19 protein-coding genes are annotated in these 17,173 nt (G+C 59.1%); 13 read left to right on the plus strand and 6 right to left on the minus strand.

Going from position 1 to position 17,173, the window contains the following annotated elements; genetic code table 11:
* Nucleotides 1-501: 501 nt before the first annotated feature.
* Nucleotides 502-2,508: a hypothetical protein gene (locus ACRC0P_RS11265; protein WP_438630904.1), complete on the minus strand. Its 2,007-nt coding sequence runs from the start codon at nt 2,506-2,508 to the stop codon at nt 502-504.
* A 422-nt stretch (nt 2,509-2,930) separates the two neighbouring features.
* On the opposite strand from ACRC0P_RS11265, the gene ACRC0P_RS11270 reads away from it, so the two are divergent.
* Both ACRC0P_RS11270 and ACRC0P_RS11275 read left to right on the plus strand, forming a co-directional pair.
* The gene (locus ACRC0P_RS11270) at nt 2,931-3,482 is read left to right on the plus strand and encodes a GmrSD restriction endonuclease domain-containing protein (protein ID WP_438630906.1); all 552 of its coding nucleotides are present in this window, start codon (nt 2,931-2,933) and stop codon (nt 3,480-3,482) included.
* Between the two features lie 66 nt (nt 3,483-3,548).
* Nucleotides 3,549-3,848, plus strand: coding sequence for a hypothetical protein (locus ACRC0P_RS11275; protein ID WP_438630908.1), 300 nt, complete (start codon nt 3,549-3,551; stop codon nt 3,846-3,848).
* Nucleotides 3,849-3,899: 51 nt separating this feature from the next.
* Here the strand turns inward: ACRC0P_RS11275 and ACRC0P_RS11280 are convergent, their stop codons facing one another.
* On the minus strand, nt 3,900-4,199 hold the full coding sequence (locus ACRC0P_RS11280) for a DUF6471 domain-containing protein (protein WP_438630910.1): 300 nt from the start codon (nt 4,197-4,199) through the stop codon (nt 3,900-3,902).
* Nucleotides 4,200-4,336: 137 nt separating this feature from the next.
* Between ACRC0P_RS11280 and ACRC0P_RS11285 the strand changes: the two genes are divergently transcribed.
* From ACRC0P_RS11285 to ACRC0P_RS11315, 7 genes are read left to right on the plus strand one after another with little or no spacing between them, the layout of a single operon-like run.
* Nucleotides 4,337-4,741 (plus strand): DUF2170 family protein, encoded by a 405-nt coding sequence (locus ACRC0P_RS11285; protein WP_438630912.1) that lies wholly within the window; start codon nt 4,337-4,339, stop codon nt 4,739-4,741.
* Entirely contained in the window at nt 4,738-5,433 is a 696-nt protein-coding gene (locus ACRC0P_RS11290; RefSeq protein WP_438630914.1) for a PspA/IM30 family protein, read from the plus strand. Before ACRC0P_RS11285 ends, ACRC0P_RS11290 begins: the two co-directional genes overlap by 4 nt.
* 3 nt (nt 5,434-5,436) lie before the next feature.
* The gene (locus ACRC0P_RS11295; protein ID WP_438630916.1) at nt 5,437-6,510 is read left to right on the plus strand and encodes a potassium channel family protein; all 1,074 of its coding nucleotides are present in this window, start codon (nt 5,437-5,439) and stop codon (nt 6,508-6,510) included.
* Nucleotides 6,495-7,145, plus strand: coding sequence for a YjfK family protein (locus ACRC0P_RS11300; RefSeq protein WP_438630918.1), 651 nt, complete (start codon nt 6,495-6,497; stop codon nt 7,143-7,145). Before ACRC0P_RS11295 ends, ACRC0P_RS11300 begins: the two co-directional genes overlap by 16 nt.
* A gap of 15 nt (nt 7,146-7,160) precedes the next feature.
* Nucleotides 7,161-7,577 (plus strand): DUF350 domain-containing protein, encoded by a 417-nt coding sequence (locus ACRC0P_RS11305; RefSeq protein WP_438630920.1) that lies wholly within the window; start codon nt 7,161-7,163, stop codon nt 7,575-7,577.
* A gap of 11 nt (nt 7,578-7,588) precedes the next feature.
* On the plus strand, nt 7,589-8,188 hold the full coding sequence (locus ACRC0P_RS11310) for a DUF1190 domain-containing protein (RefSeq protein ID WP_438630922.1): 600 nt from the start codon (nt 7,589-7,591) through the stop codon (nt 8,186-8,188).
* Nucleotides 8,189-8,201: 13 nt separating this feature from the next.
* Complete coding sequence (locus ACRC0P_RS11315) at nt 8,202-9,362, plus strand: glutathionylspermidine synthase family protein (protein ID WP_438630940.1); 1,161 nt, start codon at nt 8,202-8,204, stop codon at nt 9,360-9,362.
* A gap of 77 nt (nt 9,363-9,439) precedes the next feature.
* Here ACRC0P_RS11315 and ACRC0P_RS11320 read toward each other — a convergent pair whose 3' ends face one another.
* Nucleotides 9,440-11,068, minus strand: coding sequence for a hybrid sensor histidine kinase/response regulator (locus ACRC0P_RS11320; RefSeq protein ID WP_438630924.1), 1,629 nt, complete (start codon nt 11,066-11,068; stop codon nt 9,440-9,442).
* Between the two features lie 111 nt (nt 11,069-11,179).
* On the opposite strand from ACRC0P_RS11320, the gene ACRC0P_RS11325 reads away from it, so the two are divergent.
* From ACRC0P_RS11325 to ACRC0P_RS11340, 4 genes are all read left to right on the plus strand, one after another.
* Nucleotides 11,180-11,500 carry a helix-turn-helix domain-containing protein gene (locus ACRC0P_RS11325; protein ID WP_438630926.1) on the plus strand — a complete coding sequence of 107 codons (321 nt, stop codon included), beginning with the start codon at nt 11,180-11,182 and terminating at the stop codon, nt 11,498-11,500.
* Between the two features lie 87 nt (nt 11,501-11,587).
* Nucleotides 11,588-12,982 carry an amidohydrolase gene (locus ACRC0P_RS11330; protein ID WP_438630928.1) on the plus strand — a complete coding sequence of 465 codons (1,395 nt, stop codon included), beginning with the start codon at nt 11,588-11,590 and terminating at the stop codon, nt 12,980-12,982.
* Entirely contained in the window at nt 12,979-14,292 is a 1,314-nt protein-coding gene (locus tag ACRC0P_RS11335; RefSeq protein ID WP_438630930.1) for an amidohydrolase family protein, read from the plus strand. Before ACRC0P_RS11330 ends, ACRC0P_RS11335 begins: the two co-directional genes overlap by 4 nt.
* A 132-nt stretch (nt 14,293-14,424) precedes the next feature.
* On the plus strand, nt 14,425-14,820 hold the full coding sequence (locus ACRC0P_RS11340) for an MAPEG family protein (RefSeq protein ID WP_438630932.1): 396 nt from the start codon (nt 14,425-14,427) through the stop codon (nt 14,818-14,820).
* 159 nt (nt 14,821-14,979) lie between these two features.
* On the opposite strand, the gene ACRC0P_RS11345 is transcribed toward ACRC0P_RS11340, so the two are convergent.
* The 3 genes from ACRC0P_RS11345 to ACRC0P_RS11355 form a co-directional block, all read right to left on the minus strand.
* Complete coding sequence (locus tag ACRC0P_RS11345) at nt 14,980-15,291, minus strand: YebG family protein (protein WP_438630934.1); 312 nt, start codon at nt 15,289-15,291, stop codon at nt 14,980-14,982.
* Between the two features lie 324 nt (nt 15,292-15,615).
* Nucleotides 15,616-16,233: a LysE family translocator gene (locus ACRC0P_RS11350; protein WP_438630936.1), complete on the minus strand. Its 618-nt coding sequence runs from the start codon at nt 16,231-16,233 to the stop codon at nt 15,616-15,618.
* Entirely contained in the window at nt 16,233-16,835 is a 603-nt protein-coding gene (locus ACRC0P_RS11355) for a DUF924 family protein (RefSeq protein WP_438630938.1), read from the minus strand. Before ACRC0P_RS11355 ends, ACRC0P_RS11350 begins: the two co-directional genes overlap by 1 nt.
* Nucleotides 16,836-17,173: the final 338 nt, after the last annotated feature.

Here is a 17,173-nt window from a genome sequence, read left to right on the forward strand (position 1 = left end):
CAGCGCGGCCAGCCGGGTTCGAGCGGCGGATAATGACTCGAGTGGTCGGCAATCCGGTCACGCCAACCCTCTCGACCTCGGCGCCACCACTCGATAGTGGCCTTCGCCATTTATGTGCGGATTTGCTCAGCCGCTAACACTGGGGAGTCATATGCCCAAAATTGACAAAACTGCGATTATCCGTGCCGCGGAAGAGGTGGTGCGGGAGAAGAGCGCGCGAAGACCAGATTGCCGATGTATACACCGCTAACCGAGGGTCCGGGCGGAGCGAGTTGTCAGCGCGGATTCATTCGCAATTCATGCTGATGGAAGACGAGGAGGCTCTGCCGCGCGCGCTCATTGCCGCCGTTGCGGAAGATCCCAGCTTGCTGGAGCCGGTCAGGACCCTCGAGGCCAGAATGCGTCGCGAAGTCTGCGGCGTCTCAGGAGATCCTGACTAGTAGGAAGGGCTTCATCGGGAACACAAGGCCCACTGCGTGGGCCTTTCTTATAGTTGCTATATCAGGGGAGCAAATTGGGCGGTACTTTCACCGGGCGCATGTTTGTCTTGTACTGGGGACGATTGTCTATCGAGCCGAATGAGAAAATATGACCGGAGACAGTAGGGTCGGACATGTTTTCCCTCTGCCAGTCATAGAAGAACCGATGGTAATGATGTATCCAGTACCCGTCATCGCTGCTTATCTGATGCAGGTTCCATTCACGCTCGTGATAGAGCACGCATTCGTCGTTGTCCGCCGGATCCCAAATGGTCGGCATACAGAAGCCGCCGAAGTTATAGCGATAGCGACGTATTAGCATATTGCCCCCGCCATTGATCAACCAAAGGCCAGGCATTACAGAGTACTCGCTGTCTTCAAGTGTGCCGCTCTCATCTATGTCATAGGTTGAAACTGTTAGAGCCGTACCGTTATCGTTTACTTCAAACCAGAAATGATTGAGCGGCTCGAAGAAAGAAAACGGATAACGGTAGATTCCGGGAGCGGACAGCATAGTCCAGGAGGGCTCTTCCTTAAGTAGCAGAAAGCTGTTCCGGGTAAAGACGCCTGCGTTCTGGGTTGTTTTCAGATTGACGCTGGCAATTTCCTGGTTCTCAGAAAGAAAGACCAGATTTGCGCTATCACCATTGGCATAGCTAATCTGCAGGCTACCATCGGCGGCAATCATCCAGCTTGCATTTTCCTCGGAGGTGATCAGCGTTCCATCGCCATTATAGGATTCAACGGTGACTGAGGCTGTACCTCCCTGGCCTGGGCTGCCGGAAAAAGAGATCTTTGAAGCATATACTTCCAGGGAGGCGCCGGTGCCGTCTACGGGACTGCTAACCACTCCCGCGGTGGCGGATCTGGGTACACTATAGTCCACACCCAACCGCAAAATTTTAGTGGCGGTGACTCTGCTCCCAGACTTGAGGGCGGTGCCGGTAGTCAGCGAAACGACGGGCGAGGTATCAGGATATTCTCCATCCGGGTAATGGGTGTAACTTTCAATATCGAGCAGAAGCACATCGCTCAACCTTTCCCGGGAAAGCCAGCGTAAGTTGTTGATACGGGTAATGGTTTGCTCGTGAACTGATTTGCCGAGATCGCGATCCCAAGGGTATGCGTCGTTTGATATCAGTGCCAGTCCTTCGAAACTTACACCACTCTTCCCTAGAGACCAGTTGAAGGCACTTTCGTCAAGCTTGGCACTCATGGTGCCGTCGCCACCGGGATTCAGTACTAGGCGGCTGCCGTTGAAAATACCGCTAAAGCTTGTTTCAGGCGTTGTGAAATAATAGATATCTGCAACATCATCTGCGTTTTGAATAGGTTGCGACAGCACAAGGTTGGAATCGCCGGCAATCGCTGCTTGCGTGTTGTCCCACAGATCGGGGTTGGTTGATCTCGCGTTCACACCATGCGCTGCAGAGATTGCCAAATCACCGGCAAAGGCGTAAGTATCTGTCACTTCCGATGGCAGCCTCAGGTCTGGGTCATCGGGGTATTCCATGGCAAGGATGATGGAGGTTGCGACAGCGAATACGACTTCGGAGTCGATCATTTTTGCGGCGGATTCCAATGCTGTCTGATCGGAAATGTCGCCGTTATTCGCGCTCTTCAACTGCGCTGATATTGCCGTGGATACTGCGGAAATATTGACGGACGAGTTTTCATCCGGGGTGAGAATATTGTCGGAACCTGCAGCGGCATCCAGGGCACCGGCTTCACCCATTACCGAAACATAGTGCAATTGGCTGTTGGATGAAGTTTTGGCACTCGCGGTGACTATCTTTCCTGTCAGGGCTTCATCCAGGCTGAGTTCCAATGAATAAACGCCGTTGCTATCTGCATTAGTGTTGAAGCGCTCACTCCCGACAGTAATTTCGATGTCCGCCGCTTCCCCCTCAACGACCGATCCCTGGACGGTGAAATTGAGCCTGGTTGCTGGTGCCGAACCGTCGCCACCACCACAGGCAGCGATCATCATACAGCCCCCTAATATGGCTGCCTTGCCGAAATTATCCATAAGTTTCCTTAAAAGCTTTTGATTATGCAGTGATGTTCCGCTAAGCGGTCGAATAATATTTGTATCCTGCGTTCATTGCCAGTAATTGGAACGCTTATTTTTGATTGGCTGATAGAAATAAGAGTATGACAAATCTGCAATCAGTTGGACAAAATATATCCATCCATTGCCGGCCGCAGACCTGCTCTCATTCACTCAGAGCCTGCTTAAAGTCTTCTCATAAGACTGCCAGACTGGGGGGAGAGAGGCCCCGTCCTGGAACGCTCTTCGCGACATTCTAAATAGGCTCTAAGCGGCTATCAACGCGCCCAACCTGAAAGTGGCCGCCACCAATCCGCGACTCAAAACTCAGTGAACTGGTCGACATTGCGGTTCTTTGGTTTTGTGTACGATAGTGCCAGAATTTGGTTGGCAGAAGTCGTATGCGTATTCGATCAATTTTTGCACGAGTTGTATTCCTTTTCTCCCTGCTGGTCAGCGCATCGGTAGCGGCGGATTCCTATAAGAGAGCGGATTGGCTGCCGCGCTGGTCAGACTTTGACCGTGACTGTCAGGACACCCGCCACGAGCTGTTAATCCGCTACTCCCTGGCTCCGGTCACGTTTACCCGCTCCGACAAGTGCAAAGTGGCCACCGGGATGTGGATGGACCCCTATACGGGCAACTTTTATACCAAGGCATCGGATCTGGATGTGGAGCATATAGTGCCGCTGAAGTGGGCCCACGATCACGGGGGTGCCCACTGGGATAGGGCACTGAAGCGGCAGTTTGCCGAAGACCCGGACAACCTCTGGCTGGTGGACGACGGCCGCAACCAGAGCAAGGGGGATCGTGGGCCCGATGAGTGGATGCCGCCCTATGCGCCTGTGGCCGCCCTCTATGTGCAGCGCTTTATGGCGATTGCGCACAAGTACGGCCTGCGGCCCACGTTGGCGGAAGCCAGCCGCTTCCAGGCGCTGGCGGCAGCCCCCTAGGCAGAGGAGAGACACGCCCGCCGCTGCTAAGCTTAACTGGAGTCGGTTGTTGTAACGGGTGGCCTTATGAGGCAGTGGTTGCTCGCCGCCGGTCTGATATTGCCGGTTGCCTACAGCAGTGGTGACACCAGTGTTTTCCTATTGGAGGTGGAGGGGGATAGCCCCACTTTCAGCTTCTGTCAATTGCGCTTCTACGAGGAGGATGAGGGGCGCCTGCTGTGCAACTGGGCAGTGAATTTCAGGTATGCCTGCTTCGTTTCCCACCCCAACAACAAGATCCTGCAGGCGGGCTCGAAGATCGCTGAGCCGGAGGTGGTGGGGGAGTGCGATGACGGTGAACCAATCATCAAACTGCTGCACTATTGACCACTTTGCGGGGTTCCCTCCCCCGAGGCGCCGGTAAATTTCTTCCCCTGGTCAGATTTTTTCCCGCGGGCTTTGCAGTTCGCGCGCCTGTCTGAGAATATCCCGCATTGCGCTGTCTTCCACACCGAGTACATCGATAATGGCCGCCAACAGGTCGGCGGAGAACATGCATTTGCTCACTTTGCTGCGCAGGTTTTCCGGCGTGACTGAAATGCCCCTTTCGTCCAGCGCGCTGGCCAGGTCGCTGTAGCGCACGCTCTTCAGGGCCATTGAGGCGCGCACATAGCGGGCGATGGCTTGCTTGTAAGGGCTCAGCGCGCGCTGGTTTTCCAGGCTTTGTTTGCGGTCCATAGATATCCTCGCTCAAGATGTGACCTATGATAGCTTTGCGTGGAAGATATGCAACAAAAATCATTGGTAAGCTATTGACGCTTTAAATTTAGCTGCTATATTCGTGACCAATATTCCACACCTGAAAGGGAGTCAAGATGACCTGGAACAAAGAGAACCTTAGGGAACTGGCCGAGCGCCACCCGGACTGGGTGGTCGAGGCGGAGGGGGACTGCCTCAGTATCTCCAACGACGAGGGCGTTGACGCCTTTGTCTATGCCGGCGAAAAACAGATAGTGGTGGAGACGATTCTCTTCCCCGTCGCGGATGTCGCCGACGAAGCGGCGTTGAACAAGCTGATCCTGCAGACCCATCAGTTGGTGCCGCTCACCACTATCGGTGTCAACAATATTGGTGGCGAGGACTACTACGTCGCCTTCGGTGCGCTCTCGGTGTCCAGCAAAGAGGAAGTGGTGGTCGAGGAGATCGAAACCCTGTTCACTAATGTGGGCGATTTCCTGGACCTGTATGCAGAGCATCTTGAGAAGGAGAGTGTGGCATGAGCCTGAGAAAAATTTGGACCGCCCTGCGCGGTGCGGTAAACGAAGGTACCGAGGCGATTGTCGACAGCCAGTCCATTCGCATCCTGGATCAGGAGCTGCGCGAGGCCAAGTCAGAACTGAAATCCTGCGACGAGAATCTGACCAAAATCATGGCCAAGCGCAAGCTGGCGGAAAACAAGGTCAACTCCCTGCAGGTGGATATTGAAAGCTATAGCAACCACGCCATTGCCGCCAGCGAGAAGGGCGACGAGGGCCTCGCGATCGAGTGCGCAGAGCGCGTGGCGGAGCTGGAGACGCAGCTGCAAACCGAGCAGGGCCTGCTCGAGGGCTTTCTCAATTCCGAGCGCTCCCTGAAGAGCAATATTGCCAAGGCCAAGACCAATGTGCGCCGCATGGAGCAGCAGATCGACCAGATCAAGGCCACGGAGTCGGTGCAGAAGGCCCAGGTTGCCGTTTCCACCCGCCATATGGGGGCAAACAGCAAGGTCAAGACTGCGCTGGACAGCATGGAGCGCATCAAGAGCAAACAGCAGCAGCGCGCTGCCGAGCTGGAGGCTGCGGAAGAGCTGGCCGCGGACGAGAGCGGCTCCAGCCTGGAGGCGAAACTGAAAGCCGCGGGAATCCAGCCGGGCGGTCAGGTCAGCGGAAGCGATAAACTGGCGCAACTGCTGGCAAGCCGCGAAAAGGCCTAATCCGTGTTGCTGTATAAAGTGCGACGCCTTCTGGCGTCGCTTTTTATCAGGGCCAATTTCTCCACGGTGATTCTCGCGGTTGCACTCTATGCTGCGACCTCTTACCTGTTGTTGAGCGCCACCGGCGAAACGGAAATCATCGCGTGGGAAAATTTTCTCTATTGGCTGGTGGTCACCGTCTCCACTGTGGGTTACGGGGACTTTTCCCCTGTCACGCCCGCCGGCAAGCTGGCGGTCAGCCTCTGGGTTATCCCGCTGGGGCTGAGCCTGTTCGCGATGCTGATCACCAAGGCGGGTTTCGCGATTTCTGATTTTGCCCACCGGGGAAAGAAAGGTTTGCGCATGATCAATCACGACAACCATATTGTAATTATCGGCTGGAACGGTACCCGCACCCTGCGCCTGATCGAACTGTTGCTGGCCAAAACCAACGGCAGCGCTCAGGAGGTTGTACTCGTTGTGGAGGCGGATATCGAAAATCCGCTGCCGGGACGTATCGACTTTGTGCGGGTGGAGTCCTTTTCCCACGCCGAGACCATGCGGCGGGCGGCGCTGGACAGGGCCTCGCGGATTATTATCGACAACCCTCTGGACGATGTGACCCTCACCACGGCGCTCTATTGCGACAAGGTGAGCCCGGACAGCCACAAAACCGCCTATTTCCAGGACGAGACGGTGGGCGAGCTGTTGCGCGCCCATTGCCCCAGGATCGAGTGTATTCCCTCGGTGGCGGTGGAGCTGCTGGCCAAGTCTTCGCTGGACCCCGGTTCCGCCCGCCTGCATCGCCAGCTGCTGGACAGCACCTACGGAATGACCCAGTACAGCGTGCTCTACCAGGGTGAAGCCCCATTGCCGGTGGGCGGACTGTTCGATCACTTCAAGCACAACCTGGCCGCGACGCTGATCGGCGTGCGGCGCGCCGGTGAGCAGAAGATCGATATCAATCCCGCCCTGGATGAAACCGTGGAGAAAGGGGATACTCTCTATTACATCTCCGCGGAACGGCTGGATGAAAAACGCTGTTTCGCGATCAAAAATCAGGCCATGGAAGCGACCCCGGAATGTTTGCCAAGCTGATAAAGAGAATAAGCAAGCCCGGCCCTACAGTGCAGACCCCGTCCATTATGGGCCTGCGCCTGGGTGCCAGTTTTGAGGTGGACCCGCTCGCCATCAAGCTGATGCTGGACGAGTTGACCATCGAATCCTGTTCACCCACTCAGATTATCAAGGCGGCCGGGGTCATCGATCTTGACGGCACCTGGGTGTACCGTTTTTACACCGACGACGATGCCTGGCTACAGGTGGTGGCGGAGGGCGGTAACCGCGACGAGCATGTGGTGGATGTCAAATTGTTCCACTTTTACGACACCCGGGACATCGCTTCCGAGCAGGCCTGGAATCAGCTGCTTGAGCGGGAAATCGGCCAGTCCAGCTATACGCTGGAAAATAAAAGCTACCGACGGGTGTGGACCGCGGCGGGAGACTATCACAATCCCGTGCATATGGCGGAAAAGACCTACGAGGAGGGTGGAGATCATTCCACCACCGACCAGTTCACCATGCTGTTCGAGCGCGAGCTTTCCGACGCTCGCACCGAATCGCTGTTTCTTTCGGCAGAGGAAAAACTGGAAGAGGGCGGCTACCTGAGCCGCTGTCTGGTGCTGAGCACCGGAATCACCCTGACCCCTTCACAACTAACTATTCACGGATAATAAGGAGAAGTCCCCATGGATCAGCAGTATGATCTATTGACCGGTATTGTGCATTTTTCGGCCTATTTTGGCCTGTCACTGGTATTGCTTATCGCCTTCAAGTTTCTCTACACCCTGGTGACCCCCCACGATGAGTGGAAGCTGATCAAAGAGCAGAAAAATACCGCCGCAGCCATTGGCTTTGGCGGTGCGGTGCTGGGTTTTGCCATTGCCCTCGGCGGAGCCGCCAGCAATTCGGTCTCCCTGCTGGATTTTGCAACCTGGGCCCTGATTGCCCTGGTCGCGCAGCTGCTCGCCTTTGCCATTATCCGTTTCGGTTTTATGCCGCGCATTGTGGCGCGTATCGAGGAGGGGGAGATCAGCGCGGGAATCATGCTGGCCGCGACCACCATTGCCGTGGGCGTGCTCAACGCAGCCTGTATGTCTTATTGATCGGGGGCACCATGAAACGTAGCAGACATATCGATCTCAACCGTATGCGCAAAGCTGCCGGCAGGGGCTTTTTCATGCGCCCGCTGGCTCTTGGCGTGGCGGCGGCCCTGGCGGGTTGTGCGCAGAAGGAAGAAGTAAAGGTAGTCTCCTCCATCGAGGACTGCGTGAGCAATACCTCACTGGACGAACAGCAGTGCGAGGCCGCCTATCAGAAAGCACTGGCGGAGGCTGAGCGCACCGGCCCCAAATACCCGGGGCGTGCCCAGTGCGAAACCGAGTTCGACAGCTGCCAGCGTACCGGTTCCGGTGTCTGGATGCCGCTGATGACCGGGTTTATGATCGGTTCCATGCTCAACAACCGCGACTACCACTCCGGTTACTACAATCCGGTCTACCGCTACTCCCGCCCCCATTCGTCCTACTACAACCGGATTATGACCGCGGACGGCACGGTGATCGGCCGCTATGGCAAGGGTTCTTACAGTGTCGACCGCTCGGCGATGAAGCCCAAGCCCACAGTGACCCGCACCGTATCCCGCGGCGGCTTCGGTTCGGTCGCCTCCGCCAAATCCAGCTGGGGCGGCGGGCGCTCGGGTGGTTGGGGAGGCTGATCCCGTGTTGCGCATGCCCATCCGGGAGCGACCGCACTGGCGGGAGCGGGCGCGGGAATTCGGTTTCGGCTTCCACACCATGTACGGCGAGCCCTACTGGGATGAAAGCGCCTACTACCAGTTCTCCCTGGAGCAGATCGAAAGGGATATTGAGAGCCCCACCGAGGAGATCCACCAGATGTGCCTGGAGGTGGTGGCCAGGGTGGTGGAAGATGACGAACTGATGCGCCGTTTCCGCATTCCCGAAAGCCACTGGGATTTTGTGCGAGAGTCCTGGCGCAACGGCGACCCCTGCCTCTACTCGCGCCTGGATTTCGCCTATTCGGGCAGCGGCCCCGCGAAACTGTACGAGAACAATGCGGATACCCCCACCAGCCTCTACGAGACCGGTTTCTGGCAGTGGCTGTGGTTGCAGGACAATGTGGATAGCCGCGCGCTGCCGCTGCAGGCGGATCAGTTCAACTGCCTGCAGGAAAAGCTGGTCAACCGTTTCCGGGACCTGCACTTCCTGACCCCCGGGCGGGAGCTGCACTTCGCCTGCTGCAAGGGCACGGAAGAGGATCGGGGTACGGTGCAGTACCTGGAGGACTGCGCCCGCGAGGCCGGCATCGACAGCCATTTTGTCTATATCGAGGATGTCGGCCGGGATGCGGAGGGCAATTTCACTGACCTGAAGGATCGGGTGATCACCTGGATGTTCAAGCTCTATCCCTGGGAGTTTATGTTCCGGGAGGAGTACGGCGAGTTTCTCGGCGGAAACAACATCCGCTGGCTGGAGCCTCCGTGGAAAGCGATTCTGTCCAACAAGGCACTGCTGCCCATGCTCTGGCGGCTCTTTTCCGGGCATCCCAATCTGCTGCCGGCCTATTTCGAGGACGAGTTGGACAAGGCCTCGGATCTGGATGCGCTGGTGAAAAAGCCGATCTTTTCCCGCGAGGGAGCCAATATCTCAATCGTCCGCGGTGCCGAAGTCGCCCCCGTATCCGACGGGCCTTACGGCGAGGAGGGCTATATCTACCAGGCTCTGCACCCGCTGCCGCAGTTCGGCGGCAATCACACCCTGATCGGCAGCTGGCTGGTGGACGATGAGGCGGCGGGAATGTCGATGCGCGAAGACAGAAGCCCGATCACCCAGGATATGAGCCGCTACCTGCCGCACGCCATCGTCAGCTAGCCGTTTTGTAGGGTGCGCCTCGCGCACCGTTCCAGAGCTGGGGTGGGTATCGTGTCCAGCGGTGCGCACGGTGCACCCTACGGCTCTGCCAAAACTCCCTCCGCCACCAGCTTTTCAATTTTCTGCTGCAGCTGCTCGTAGGTAAACGGCTTCTGGATACAGTCGAGGATGCCGTCGGCGAGAATTTCCTGCACCTTGCTTTCCATACTGTAGCCGGTGGCGAGGATCGCGCGGATCTCCGGGTTGATGCGCTTGAGAAAAGCGAACAGCTGCTGGCCGTCCATCTTCGGCATGATCATATCCAGCAGCACCAGGTCGATTTCGCGGTAGTGTTGCCGGTAGTGGTTGATCGCCTCTTCCGCAGCGGCAAAAGTCTCCACGCTGTGGCCGTGCATTTCGAACAGAGTTTTCGAATAGCTGCGCACTATGGCTTCGTCATCCACCAGCATAATGCGGATTTTTCGCTCCCTGGGCGATTCCGCCGCGCCTGTCCGCGGCTGCCCGGCTCCGTCCCTGATAACGGGCAGGTAGAGATCGAAGCTGCTGCCCTGGCCCTCGCTGCTGCGGCAACGGATGGCGCCTTTGTGCAGGTGGGTGGTGCCGTAGACCGCCGCCAGGCCCAGACCGGCCCCGCGGCCGCTTTCCTTGGTGGTGAAAAACGGCTCGAAGATGCGCCGGCGTATTTCCGCCGACATCCCGGTACCGCTATCGCTGACATTGATCAGCAGGTACTGGCCCGGGGCGATTTCGAAATCGGAAATGGTGATTTCCTCACTCACTGACACGTTGCTGGTGGAGAAGCGCAGGGAGCCCCCCTCGGGCATGGCATCCTTGGCATTGATCCCCAGGTTGAGCAGCGCGCTTTTCAGCTGTGCCGGGTCGCCCATCACATGGGGGCGGCTGGCATCCAGCTGCTGCTCGATGTAAATGCGCCGGTCGATGGTGCGCTCCAGCATGGCGCAGACATCGCGGATAATTTCGTGGGTATTGCACTCGGTGAGCTGGTAGGAGCCTTTGCGGGCAAAAGTCAGTAGCTGTTTGGTCAGTTCCGCGGCGTGGTGGGCGGTGGTGAGAATGTTGTTGGCGTATTCGGTGATGCGGAAGTCGTCGGTGATCTGGTGGATCACTTCCGCGTAGCCGCTGATACCGTGAATCATATTATTGAAATCGTGGGCTATGCCACCGGCCAGTTCGCCGATGGCCTGCATTTTTTGCGCCTGGCGCAGCTCTTCCTCCAGCAGGCGCTGCTTGGTGATATCGCTGCCGATGCTGAGTACGCCGATGGTCTCGCCCCTGTCATCGGTCAGTATCTTGTTGGTCCAGGCCACCCATACGCGCCTGCCACTCTTGGTGACATTTTCATTGACGTTGTAGCGGTGTTCTTCCGGGTGGTTGCCGATGTCCTCCATCAATGGGCGCAGGTCGCGGCCGGTACTTTCACTGGTGGGAACAACGGTGCCCACCACGTGGCGGCCGATGATTTCGTCTTCCGTGTAGCCGAAAAACTGCTGGGCGTACTCGTTGAAGAAAGTGATGACGCCGTTCTGGTCCCAGCGGATGATAATGGAATTGGCGTGCTCGACCAGTTCCCGATAGCGCTCCTCGCTCTTGCGCAGGGCCTGGTAGATTTCCAGGGAATCCCGCGAGGGGGGAGGGGGTTCCGCGATGGTTTTTGTGGAAACGGTATTGATTTTATTGTTTGCCATCGATCCATCCTGGATATGCCGTTCGCAAGGATTGCACCACGCTGACCGGGAAATGTCTAGAGCAATAGTCCATAAAAGAGCTATAATTTTCTTTTCACGGGAAAAATGCCTATGCCGCCGATGAACTCTACAGAACAGCAGCAGGTGCTGGTGCGACTGGGAGAGCGTTTCCGTCGCCTGCGCCTGGCCCGCAATATTTCCCAGGAGGCACTGGCCGAGAATTCCGGCGTGGGCCTCAGCACCTTGAAGCGGTTCGAGAGCGGGCGGGGCTGCAACCTGGCGGCGCTGGTACAACTGCTGGCGGCACTGGGGCACCTCGGTGAACTGGAATCATTTTTTGCACAATTGGCGGAGAGGGGAGAAGGCGTGTCACCTACCGATGGCGACACGCGTCGGAGGGCATCCTCACCGCGCAAATACAGTTCGTCGTAAATAGGAACAGGTTGGCAGTTTTGGTAATGGCGGCATAAGCACTTCCTGTTAGCATGTGCGTACAATATCAATAACCGGATAATCGCTATGCAGTTGTACGCTCGTTGCATTGCAGCCGCCCTGTGCGCCGCAATGTTTCTGGCCGGGTGCGGGGAGGACAAAAAAGGCGGGGAACCCGCGGATTTCGCCCGCCAGCAGGCCTTTCCCTCCACCTACTCCGTCACCCAATCCCGACCGGTGCTGATCGTCGGGGCCACTCTGCTCACCGGTACCGGCGAGCAACTGGAAAATACCGACCTGCTGCTGCAGGACGGCGCGATCGCGGAGATCGGTGAGGGGCTGAAAGCGCCCGAGGGTGCGTTGCTGGTGAACGGCAGCGGCAAATGGGTGACCCCGGGTATTATCGACGTGCACTCCCACCTGGGCGACTACCCGGCGCCGGCCATCGAGTCTTCCCAGGACGGCAATGAAATGACCTCGCCGAACACCGCCGAGGTGTGGGCGGAGCACTCGGTGTGGACCCAGGACCCGCAATTCGCCCTGGCCCTGGCCGGCGGCGTGACCACCCTGCAGATACTGCCGGGTTCCGCCAACCTGTTCGGCGGCCGCGGAGTGACCCTGAAAAACGTGCCCGGCCGCCGGGTACAGGACATGAAGTTCCCCGGCGCTCCCTACGGCCTGAAGATGGCCTGCGGCGAGAACCCCAAGCGGGTCTACGGCGGCAAGGGAACCGCGCCTTCCACTCGCATGGGCAATGTGGCCGGCTACCGCAAGGCCTGGATCGCCGCGGCCAACTACAGGAAAACGTGGGAAGGCTACGAGAAGAACGGCGGTGACAAGCCGGAGCGCGACCTGGAACTGGAGACCCTGGCCGGCGTACTCAACGGCGACATCCTCGTGCACAACCACTGCTACCGTGGTGAGGAGATGGCGATCATGATGGATATCGCCAGGGAGTTCGGTTTCCAGATTTCCACCTTCCACCACGCGGTGGAGGCCTACAAGGTGGCGGACCTGCTGGCGGAGAACAACGTCTGCGCGGCCATGTGGGCCGACTGGTGGGGCTTCAAGCACGAGGCCTTCGATATGACCGAGGCCAATATCGCCATCGTCGACCAGGCTGAGGCCTGCGCGATGATCCACTCGGATTCCGCCGTGGGCATCCAGCGCCTCAACCAGGAGGTGGCCAAAGCCATGACCGCGGGGCGGCGGGCCGGTTTCGATATCGGACCCGGGGATGCGGTGGTGTGGATGACCCTCAACCCCGCCAAGGCCCTGGGCATCGACGAGCGGACCGGCAGCCTGGAGAAGGGCAAGATGGCGGATGTGGTGCTCTGGTCCGGCAACCCCTTCAGCGTTTACACCAAGGCGGAAATGGTGTTTATCGACGGCGAACTGATGTACGACCGCGCGGATAAGGCGCGCCAGCCCCACAGCGATTTCGAGCTGGGAATCCTGAACGCGGAGGGAGAGCGGCTGTGAAAAAGATAGCGAAACACAAAGCGGCCATCTGCACTCTGTTCCTGGGCCTGGTCATGCCCCTTGCGCAGGCGGAAACCCTGTTGATCAAAGGCGGCAAGGTGCACACCCTGTCCGATGCCGGCAGTTTCGAGCAGGCGGATATCCTGGTCCGCGACGGCCGCGTGGAAGCGGTGGGCCCGTCCCTGGGCGACGGTGCCGACCGGGTGATCGATGCCGCCGGCAAAGTGGTGACCCCGGGAGTGATCGCGCCGGTATCGGAACTGGGACTCACCGAGATCGGTGCCGCCAGCGCCACCAACGACTACGCGGTGACCGGCGAGAGCATCGGCAGCGCCTTCGACCCGCTGCCCGCCTACAACCCCAAATCCACCCTGATCCCCTTCAACCGCGCCGGCGGCGTCACCCGTGCGCTGGTGCTACCGGGTATCCAGCTGTGGGGCGACACTGCCGCCAACCCCCAGCGGGTTTTCGCCGGGCGCAGTTTTGCGATCAGGCTGGACGGCGGTTTCGACAGCGTGGTGGCCACCGACCTGGGGCAGAGGGCCTACCTGGGTGAGGCCGGCGGACAACTCGCCGGTGGCAGCCGCGCCAGCGCCTACGCCAAGGTGAAAAATGCCCTGGAGGAGGCGCGGGAGTACCGGGCCAACCGGGATGCGATCCGCCGCGGCGAGTGGCGGGAGCTGAACCATTCCCTCGCCGATCTGGAGGCGTTGCAGCCGTTGCTCGGGGGAGAGCAGCCGCTGGTGGTCACTGTCAACAGGGCCAGCGATATACTGCAGGCCATCCAGTTGGCCGGGGAATTCGGTCTGAAGCTGGTGGTACTCGGTGGGGCCGAGGGCTGGATGGTCGCCGATCAGTTGGCGGAGGCCGGGGTGCCGGTAATTGTCGACGCACAGAACAATCTGCCCATCTCTTTCGAGAGCCTGGGCGCGCGGCTGGACAACGCGGCACAGATGAAGCGCGCGGGCGTGACTGTGCTGATCAGCGGCCCGGACTACGCCTCCACCCACAATGTCTATCTGTCCCGCCAGTCCGCGGGCAACGCTGTGGCCAATGGTCTGCCCTACGAGGACGCGCTCAAGTCCATCAGCGCCAATGTGGCGGAGGTGTTCGGTATCGAGGGCGGTACCATCGAACCGGGGGCGGTGGCAGATATCGTGGTGTGGAGCGGCGATCCCCTGGAAGTTACCAGCTATGCGGAAGAGGTGCTGATCGACGGTAAACTCCAGTCGCTGGTCAACCGCTCCACCCGCCTGCGCGACCGCTACCTGAGGCCGCAGCAGGGGCATGACTTCGGTTACAAGTTTTGATTTAAGAGTACCCTCTCAATTGTGATCGTAGGGTACGCCGTGCGCACCATAGTTGGATTGGTAACGACTTCAGCCTCTTTCCGGTGCGCGCGGCGCACCCTACACACAAACCCTTTTAGCAGGAGAATATAAATGGCCAATATCACAGCCCTCTACGCCGGCCTTTGCGGAATTCTGGTGATCGCCCTGGCATTTCGCGTAGTGCAGTTCCGCCGCAGTGGCAAGGTGGGCCTCGGCACCGGCGGGGACCCCGATAACGAAGTCCGTGTGCGCGTCCACGCCAACGCCGTCGAATATATCCCCCTGGCATTGATACTGATGCTGATTGCGGAGCTGGGTGGGCTTGCCGCATTCTGGCTGCATATTTTGGGTGGTGTCTTTGTGCTGGCGCGCCTGGTGCACGCTATTGGTTTTACCGCCAGTGGCGGTGGTTATCATCCGGGACGTTTCTGGGGTACCGCGCTCAGTTGGGTGGTGATACTGGTCCTGGCTGCCATCGATATAGGGCTCGCAGTGAAAAACCTGTAGGGGCGTTCGTGCAACTGTGCCGATCGCGGCCAACGGCGGATGGCCGCCCCGCCGCTCCTACATGGAGTAGAAAATGGGATAGGGAAATGGGATCGGCAACAAAAAAGCCCGGCGCGAGCCGGGCAGATACAGGGATGGAATCGTAAAAATTTACTGAATCTACTGATTGGCGGCCAGGGAAGTAACATGCTCTTCGCTGGTTTCATCCTGCTGTTCGGATTCCCTTTCATTGGATTCCCTTTCATTGGATTCCCTTTCATTGGTTTCCCTTCCGTCGGATTCCAGCAGCACTTCCGGCTTGCCCTTACAGGCCTTGGCCAAGTCGTCCCGGCGTTTCGCCAGCAGCAGCCCGATTTCTTCGCCGGCCTCTTCGGAGATACCGTCAATATGACGCTCGATCAACGAGGTAATATTGGCGGCCAGTTCCAGCATCTTATCGTGTTCTTCCGCATCTTTTTTGTTGTCGAACATTGCTCCGTCTCTATCGCATTTCCACACAGCTACTACGGCCATTCTGCGCCTCCAGTATTTTTAAGAATTTGTTAACGCGTTTTGTCTGTATGAATGTACAGTATCTGTGTAAGCGTTCAGTGTCAACCGGAAAGTAGAATTTGTCGACGGTGCGACAAGTGGAGCGGGGCGTGCGTTGAGCGGTCCGCGCAAAGAGGCGGCAGCTGCCATAATAGGCTCAGTGGCGGGCTGCCTCCCCCCCAAAGGGTGGTCCGCCACGACCCCGCAGTAAGACGTTTAGGCCCGCAGTGCGGGCCTTCTTTTTTTGTGTTGTGCCGAACGGGCTCAGAGTGTCAGCACCAGCCGTGCCGCCAGCCCCAGCAGCAGGATACCGAACAGCTGTTGCAGGCGATGCCCGAGCGAGTTGCCGACCCAGTTGCGATTGCGTCCGGCGAAGACTGCCAAAGTGATCAGGCAGTACCAGGCGGCGTCGATACCCGCCGCCATTGCGGCCATTCCCAGTTTGGTGGTGAGCGCCTGTTGTTCCGTCACGAACTGGCTGAACAGGGCGGTAAAGAACACGGCCACCTTGGGGTTGAAGAATGCCACCCCGAATCCCTGCAGCGCGGAGCGGCCCGCTGACTGGTGCGGAGCGGGAATGCTGGCCGCCGCGGGGTTCGGCGCCGGTGCGCGCAGGGCCTTCCAGCCCAAATAGATCAACATGGCCGCGCCGGCCCACTGCAGTATGGTGAACACCAGTGGCGAGCGGGTGATCAGCACCGCCAGGCCAAAGGCAGTGAGCCCTGCGTAAACGGCAATGGCGGCGCCGTGGGCCATGGCGCAGGCAAAACCCTGGCGGGGGCCGGAAGCGGCGCTGCGCAGTACGATCAACAGGCTGGGACCGGGGGACATGGCGCCCAGGGCGCAGATTCCGGCCAGGGACAACCAGGCGAGCCAATCCATCAGAAACCCCCTCCTTTTTCCAGCCATTTCTGCTCCGCCGGGGTGGATTCCCGCCCCAGTGCCGCGTTGCGGTGGGGATAGCGGCCGAATTCCTCGATGACCTCGCGGTGGGCAAGGGCGTACTGGTAGAACTTCTCCGCCTGGGCGGCGCCCTCCGCGCCGTTCAGGTAGTCGCGGCGCAGCCTGTCGAAGTAAGCCACCGATCGCGCCTGCATCTCCGGAGTCTCCCCGTGCTCCAGGGGCATACCGAGGAAGGCGCGCTGGTAGAGGCCCAGCTTGCGCTCGTCGCCGCGTTCGATCACCGCCAGGGTGGTGTCACGGGCCAGGGCATCGCCGGCGTAGGCCCGGGTGGCGCCGCGGTAGATGTTGCGGGTGAACTGGTCGCACAGCAGCACCAGGGCCAGCTCCCCCTCCAGACTCTGGCGCCAGCGGGCCAGTTCCCCGGCCAGGGCGGCCTCCACCTGCGCGCCGAAGTCCTCCTCTATCTGGCTGTCGAAACTGCTGTCGCCGGAAAACCACCGCCGGCGGTACTCGGGGGCGGGTACGGCGTCGAGCTGCGCCCGGCCGAACCAGAAAGTCAGTACGTCTGCGGGTTCTGTCATTGCGGCTCCTTTATTTTTTCGCGCTGCATCCAGATGCTGCGCCGGTATCGTCTTTAGTGTGGCGTAAGGTACTAAATGCGGATATCAGCGGGCCGCTAAGCGGCCAGATGCAAGGCGCATTTGCGCTGGCGTAGTTGTTCTACGTCAAGCAAATGCAACGCCGCAGATGGCTGCTTAGCGGCCCGCCCGAAGGGAGCCCCCCCCCCCTCTTCACCTGGTAGAGAGGGCCCACAGCTGCGTTGCCGCTCTTGAAAAGGGCGAGCCATTCCCTGCGAGCGGCGCCTTCCTGTGAACATTTTGGGGGGCTCTGATAACCGCATTTAGTACCTTACACCACA

This window comes from Microbulbifer sp. (assembly GCF_051659245.1).
Classification (GTDB): domain Bacteria; phylum Pseudomonadota; class Gammaproteobacteria; order Pseudomonadales; family Cellvibrionaceae; genus Microbulbifer.